Origin of the sequence: Oerskovia sp. NPDC060287, assembly GCF_042726775.1 — a bacterium.
GTDB classification, from domain to species: Bacteria; Actinomycetota; Actinomycetes; order Actinomycetales; family Cellulomonadaceae; genus Oerskovia; species Oerskovia merdavium.
This window is the reverse complement of record NZ_JBHXBO010000246.1, coordinates 1-5975: the sequence shown is the minus strand read 5'-3', so window position 1 is coordinate 5975 and position 5975 is coordinate 1. Positions and strand designations below refer to the sequence as shown.

Sequence of the window (5975 nt, the reverse complement as noted above, 5' to 3'; positions counted from 1 at the left end):
CACCCGGGGTGCGCGGCGCGCTGCCGACGCGACGTCGTCGGGCCTAGGTGCCCGAGCGGTGCTGCTCCGCGTGGGCGATCGCGAGCGTGAGGTCGTGCCGGATCGGGGCGACGACCGCCGCGTCCGGGTACAGCGCGAGGGACTCCAGGTGGTGCTTGGCCTCGAAGATGCGGTCCGCGTCGATCGCGGCCAGGACGAGCTGTCGCCCGGCCTCCGGCGTGTGCTCGCGCGCGCGCCAGTGCCCCACCCCGAGGCCCAGGGCCTCGACCGGCAGGTGCGCCTCGCGCAGGATCTCCATGCTCTCGGCGAGCGCGAGCCCCGACGGGTCGCGCTCGGCCGCGGTCGCGAACCGTCGCAGCGCCGCCTCCTGGTCGTCCTCGAGCGAGAGCCGCCCCAGCTCCACGAGCGGGTACCAGCCGCGCGGGTGCCCCGCGAGCTCCTCGGCGAGGGCCCAGACCGCCAGGTCCGCGGCCTGCTGCTTCTCGCTCTCGTCGGCAGGGGCCGCGAGCGGGTCCGCGGACACGTGCGACTCGGCCGCGCGCCGGCGGACGATCTCGGCGAGCGCCTGGAAGGCGCGCTCGTCGTTGGGGTCGTCGACGAGCATGGCGCGCAGCGCGTCCTCGTGCACGGTGTCTCCTCGGCGGTCGGCGCTGGAGGGGCGACGAGCGCCCACGGTCGACGCCGAGGACTGGCGTCGCATGAGCTGTCGTAGTCGGGGCATCAGTGCCATGGATCGACCCTAGCGGCTCCCGTCCTCCTCGCCGGGTGAGGACGGCACGACGCGGCTCCCGGTTTTGTGGACTCCCCACAACGATGCCACCCGGAAGCCGTATGCTCGGGGCGTGCCGATCACGGGGAACTCCGACAACCTGCAGCGACTTCGCGACGGCAGCGGGCTGCTCGCCGCGGCAGCCCTGCGACGCCTCGACGAGGACCTCCCGTGGTACCGGGCGCTGCCGGCCGACGACCGCTCGTACGTGGGGCTCGTCGCACAGTCGGGCATCACGGCGTTCGTCACCTGGTACGCCAACCCGGCCTCTCCCCCGCACGGCGTGAGCGAGATCTTCGCGGCCGCACCCTCCGAGCTCACCCGGTCCATCTCGCTCCAGCACACGCTGCAGCTCGTCCGGATCGTGGTCGAGGTCGTCGAGGCGTACTCCGACCAGCTCGCGATCCCCGGCGGTGAGCGCGACCTGCGCGAGGCCGTGCTGCGCTACTCGCGCGAGGTCGCCTTCTCGGCCGCCGAGGTCTACGCCCGCGCCGCCGAGGTCCGCGGGGCCTGGGACGCGCGCCTCGAGGCGCTCATCGTCGACGCGCTCATCCGCGGGGACGGCGACGACTCGCTGCGCTCGCGCGTCTCGGCGCTCGGCTGGGGCGGGCACGGGTCGGTCCTGGTCATGGTGGGCACGGCGACCGCGCCGCTCGACGAGCTGCGCACGGCCGAGCTGCGGCGCGCGACGCGCCGCGCCGCAGGCGACGCGCTCGTGGGAATCCACGGCGACCGCCTGGTCCTCGTCCTGGGCGGGGAGGGCGACCTGCAGGCCGCGGCGGCCTCGCTGCTCCCGCGCTTCGGTCCGGGTCCCGTGGTGATCGGCCCCACGGTCCCCTCGCTCGACGACGCCGCGCGCTCGGCGCAGGCCGCGCTCGCGGGCCTGGCCGCGGCCCCGGCATGGCCCCAGGCCCCGCGGCCCGTGCTCGCCGACGACCTGCTGCCCGAGCGCGTCCTGACGGGCGACACCACGGCCCGCCGGACCCTGGTGGTCCAGGCGTACCGGCCGTTGCTCGAGAGCACGGGCGCGATCCTCGAGACGCTGTCCGCCTACCTGGGCACGGGGCGGTCGCTCGAGGCCGCCTCGCGCAGCCTGTACGTGCACCCCAACACCGTCCGCTACCGCCTGCGCAAGGTCGCCGAGATCACCGGCTGGGACCCGCTCGACGCACGCGAGTCGTTCGTCCTGCAGATCGCGCTCGCGCTCGGCCAGCTCTCGGGCGGGCCCGCGGGGCGCTGAGTGCCGTGCACGTCCGGCGCTGCGGCACGGTCGGCGACGCCGCCATCCCGCGCCTCTTGTAGGTTCGGTACAAACGGTCCGGACAAGGTTGGTGCGGGTCGTGACGTCCTGGCGGCGTGCCGGGTTGGCACAGTTGACGAGTGCTAGCCGTCTTGTGCCCTGGACAGGGCTCCCAGTCCCCCGGAATGCTCGCCCCCTGGCTCGAGCTGCCCGGGGTCCCCGCGCAGCTCGACGCGTTCTCCGCCGCGTCCGGCCTCGACCTGCGTGCCCACGGCACCGAGTCGGACGCCGACACCATCCGTGACACCGCGGTGGCCCAGCCGCTCATCGTGTCGGCCTCGCTGATCGCGCTGCGCGCGATCCTCGACGGCCGCGACACGTGCGAGGTCGTCGACGTGACCGCAGGCCACTCGGTCGGCGAGTTCGCGGCCGCAGCCGTTGCGGGCGTGTTCGAGGACGCCGCCGCGGTGGGCCTCGTGACGGCCCGCGCCCGCTTCATGGCCGAGGCCGCCGCCGCGACGCCGACCGGCATGGCCGCCGTGGTCGGCGGCGACGCCGAGGAGGTCCTCGCCGCGATCGAGGCCGCGGGCCTGTGGCCCGCCAACGTCAACGGTGGCGGGCAGGTCGTGGCCGCGGGCTCGCTCGAGGGCATCACGGCGCTCGGGGCCAACCCGCCGGCCAAGGCCCGGGTCATCCCGCTCCAGGTCGCGGGCGCGTTCCACACGCCCTTCATGCAGTCCGCGCTCGACGCGTTCGCCCCGGTCGCCGCGGGCTGGGACGCGACGGACCCGCGCCTGCCGCTCCTCTCGAACGCCGACGGCGCCTCGTACGCGAGCATCTCGGGTGCGGAGTCCGGTGGCCTGTTCGGTCTCGAGCAGGACGTGAAGTCGCGCCTGACCGCGCAGATCGCCGCCCCGGTCCGCTGGGACCTGTGCCAGGAGACGCTCGCGTCGCTCGGCGTGACGGCGATCCTCGAGCTCGCCCCGGGCGGCGTCCTGACGGGCCTCGCGCGCCGCACGCTCCCCGGCGTCGAGACGGTCGCGGTCAAGTCGACCGCCGACATCGACAAGGCCCGCGACCTGATCGCGCGCCACAGCGACGCGGCAGGTTCGTCGACCACGGGCGACGCCCCGTCCGGCGACGGCGCCACCGCGTGAGCGCGCTGACGATCCGCCAGGCCGCGGGCGCCGAGTACTCGCGCGTCCTGGGCATCGGCGGGGTCCGCGGCGAGAACGTCGTCACGAACGACGACCTCGCGGGACCGATCGACTCCTCGGACGAGTGGATCCGCCAGCGCACCGGCATCGTCACGCGCCGGCGCGCAGGCGCCGACGTCGACGTCGTCGACCTCGCGGAAGGCGCTGCGCGCAAGGCGCTCGCCGCGGCGGGCCTGACCGGCGGCGACGTCGACGCGGTGCTCTTCGCGACCACGACCTACTTCCACCAGACGCCGTCCGCGGCCGCGGTGCTCGCGGACCGGCTGGGCGCGACCCCGGCGGCGGCGTACGACCTCTCGGCGGCCTGCGCCGGGTACACGTACGGGATCGCCCAGGCGGACGCCCTGGTGCGTTCGGGAGCAGCGCAGCACGTGCTCGTGGTCGGCGCGGAGAAGATGAGCGACTTCGTCGACCCGACGGACCGCACCATCTCGTTCCTGCTCGGCGACGGCGCGGGCGCCGCGGTGGTCGGCCCGTCGGACACCCCGGGCATCGGCCCCACGATCTGGGGGTCGGACGGCGGCAAGGCCCCCGCGATCCGGCAGACGCACGCCTGGTCGGCCCTGCGCGAGCACCCCGAGCTCGGCTGGCCGACGCTGCGCCAGGACGGGCAGACGGTCTTCAAGTGGGCCGCGTTCCAGATGGCCCCGGTCGCCGAGAAGGCGCTCGCCGCGGCGGGCGTGACGGCCCAGGACGTCCAGGCGTTCATCCCTCACCAGGCCAACATGCGCATCATCGACCAGATGATCAAGCAGCTCGGCCTGCCCGAGTCTGTGGCCGTCGCGCGCGACATCGCGGAGACCGGCAACACGTCGGCCGCCTCGATCCCGCTCGCGACCGACCGGCTGCTCTCCGAGGGCCAGGCGAGGTCGGGCGACCTCGCGCTCCAGATCGGCTTCGGAGCGGGCCTCGTCTACGCGGCGCAGGTGATCGTCCTCCCGTAGGGGAGAATCATCCTGTCTGTCCCCGGTCCGCGTCCGCGCGGGGCACGGGACCGGCACGTACGACCTTTCCACTGTTCCACTGCAAGTTCCCGGTGCCGGACGGCCCCGGCACCCATCACAAGGAGAAACCCATGGCTTACACCGAGCAGGAAGTCCTCGCTGGTCTCGCGGAGATCGTCAGCGAAGAGACCGGCCTCCCCACGGACGCCGTCCTCGCCGAGAAGTCCTTCACGGACGACCTCGACATCGACTCGCTGTCGATGATGACGATCGTGACGCACGCCGAGGACAAGTTCGGCGTCCGCATCCCCGACGAAGAGGTCAAGAACCTCGCGACCGTCGGAGACGCAGTGTCCTTCATCACGGGCGCACAGGCCTGATCAGCTGCTCGCCAGCTGATCGGCGCCGGGCCCTCGCGGCCCAGCCGGTGCGGGCCGGCGGTCCACGACCGCCGGCCTGCCCGCCCCCCTTCCTCCCCCTCACTCATCTGGAGCAGCCATGACCTCCGTCCGTGAAGTCGTCGTCACCGGTCTCGGTGCCACCACGCCGCTCGGCGGGGACGTGGCCTCCACCTGGGCCGCGGCGCTCGCCGGGCAGTCCGGCGCGCGCACCCTCGAGAACGACTGGGCCGAGCGCTACGAGATCCCCGTCACGTTCGCCGCGCAGATCAAGGTCAAGCCCGAGGACGTCCTCACGCGCCCCGAGATCAAGCGCATGGACCCGTCCACGCAGTACGCGATGATCGCGACGCGTGAGGCCTGGGCCGACGCCGGGAGCCCGGAGATCGACGGCGACCGCCTCGGCGCGGTCGTCTCGTCGGGCATCGGCGGCATCTGGACCACGCTCGACGGCTGGGACACGCTCAAGGAGCGCGGCGCCCGTCGCATGCTGCCCATGACCGTGCCCATGCTCATGCCGAACTCGGCGGTGGCCTACGTCTCGCTCGAGATCGGCGCCCGCGCCGGTGCGCACGCGCTCGTCTCGGCCTGCGCCTCGGGCGCCGAGGCCATCGGGTACGGCGTCGACATGATCCGTGCGGGCCGCGCCGACATCGTCGTGGCCGGCGGCACCGAGGCCACGATCCACCCCATGCCCATCGCGGCGTTCGCGGCCTCGCGCACCCTGTCGCTGCGCAACGACGACCCGCAGGGCGCCTCGCGTCCCTACGACGTCGACCGCGACGGGTTCGTGATCGGCGAGGGCGCGGGCATCGTGGTCCTCGAGAGCGCCGAGCACGCTGCTGCCCGTGGTGCGCGCGTCTACGCCCGTATCGGCGGAGTGGGCCTGTCCTCGGACGCCTACCACATCACCTCCCCGGACCCGGAGGGTCGTGGTCAGGTCGCCGCGATGACCCGCGCGCTGGGCGAGGCCGGGGTGCAGGCGCGCGACGTCGTGCACGTCAACGCCCACGCGACCTCGACCAAGGTCGGCGACCTCACCGAGACGCGCTCGATCCGTTCGGTGCTGGGCGACGACGCGGACCACGTCCTGCTCTCGGCGACCAAGTCGATGACCGGGCACCTGCTCGGCGGCGCGGGCGCCCTCGAGACCATCTTCACGGTCAAGGCGGTGCACGAGCGCCTGGCTCCCCCGACGATCAACGTCGCCCAGCCCGACCCCGAGCTCCAGGTCCCCCTGGTGCGCGACGTCCCCGCCGAGCTGCCCGCGGGCGACATCGCCGCGATCAACAACTCGTTCGGGTTCGGCGGCCACAACGTCGCCCTCGTGGTGACGAACGCCTGACCCCACGTCCTCGGCGCAGTCCTCCTGCGCTCTGACGTACCGACGCCCGCTGGGGCGAGGAC

Annotated in this window: 6 protein-coding genes; 5 read left to right on the top strand and 1 reads right to left on the bottom strand. The window is 73.9% G+C overall.

Annotated features, from left to right (window positions below; translation table 11 throughout):
• Positions 1–43: 43 nt before the first annotated feature.
• Positions 44–730: a hypothetical protein gene (locus ACFWFR_RS16650; protein WP_377623708.1), complete on the bottom strand. Its 687-nt coding sequence runs from the start codon at positions 728–730 to the stop codon at positions 44–46.
• Between the two features lie 112 nt (positions 731–842).
• Here ACFWFR_RS16650 and ACFWFR_RS16645 point away from each other — a divergent pair, with 112 nt between their 5' ends.
• From ACFWFR_RS16645 to ACFWFR_RS16625, 5 genes are all read left to right on the top strand, one after another.
• Positions 843–2009: a CdaR family transcriptional regulator gene (locus tag ACFWFR_RS16645; protein WP_191805560.1), complete on the top strand. Its 1167-nt coding sequence runs from the start codon at positions 843–845 to the stop codon at positions 2007–2009.
• 140 nt (positions 2010–2149) lie between these two features.
• Positions 2150–3166, top strand: a complete 1017-nt coding sequence (locus tag ACFWFR_RS16640) for an ACP S-malonyltransferase (RefSeq protein WP_377623707.1) — start codon at positions 2150–2152, stop codon at positions 3164–3166.
• Complete coding sequence (locus ACFWFR_RS16635) at positions 3163–4170, top strand: beta-ketoacyl-ACP synthase III (RefSeq protein ID WP_377623706.1); 1008 nt, start codon at positions 3163–3165, stop codon at positions 4168–4170. The genes ACFWFR_RS16640 and ACFWFR_RS16635 overlap by 4 nt, the downstream gene beginning before the upstream one ends.
• 131 nt (positions 4171–4301) lie before the next feature.
• The gene (locus tag ACFWFR_RS16630) at positions 4302–4550 is read left to right on the top strand and encodes an acyl carrier protein (protein WP_030151686.1); all 249 of its coding nucleotides are present in this window, start codon (positions 4302–4304) and stop codon (positions 4548–4550) included.
• Positions 4551–4668: 118 nt separating this feature from the next.
• Complete coding sequence (locus tag ACFWFR_RS16625) at positions 4669–5913, top strand: beta-ketoacyl-[acyl-carrier-protein] synthase family protein (RefSeq protein ID WP_377623704.1); 1245 nt, start codon at positions 4669–4671, stop codon at positions 5911–5913.
• Positions 5914–5975: the final 62 nt, after the last annotated feature.